Origin of the sequence: Aeromonas veronii bv. veronii (genome assembly GCF_000820225.1) — a bacterium.
In the GTDB taxonomy this organism is placed as follows: Bacteria; Pseudomonadota; Gammaproteobacteria; order Enterobacterales; family Aeromonadaceae; genus Aeromonas; species Aeromonas veronii.
In genome coordinates this window covers 14,533-14,792 of record NZ_CDDK01000006.1, presented here as the reverse complement: position 1 = coordinate 14,792, position 260 = coordinate 14,533, and the positions used below count along the sequence as shown (strand labels likewise).

At 57.7% G+C, this 260-nt stretch carries 1 pseudogene; it reads left to right on the top strand.

Features of this window, described 5'->3' with window-relative positions:
• Positions 1-196 (top strand): annotated as a pseudogene (locus BN1139_RS02515) (D-alanine--D-alanine ligase A); the annotation flags it as partial.
• Between the last annotated feature and the right edge of the window lie 64 nt (positions 197-260).

Here is a 260-nt window from a genome sequence, read left to right as displayed (position 1 = left end):
CAAGGCGTTCCGTCAGCTGAAACTGACCCATCTCTCGCGCATCGACTTCTTCCTGACTGAGGAGGGGGAGATCCTGCTGAATGAAATCAACACCTTCCCGGGCATGACCTCCATCTCCATGTTCCCGAAACTGCTGGAGCATCACGGTCACCGCTTCTCTGACTACCTTGAGCAGATCCTGCGCAAGGCCAGCTAAGCGCGCTCTCCCGCTCGCGGGATGAAGCAGAACCCAATAAAAAATCCCCGCCAATCGGCGGGGG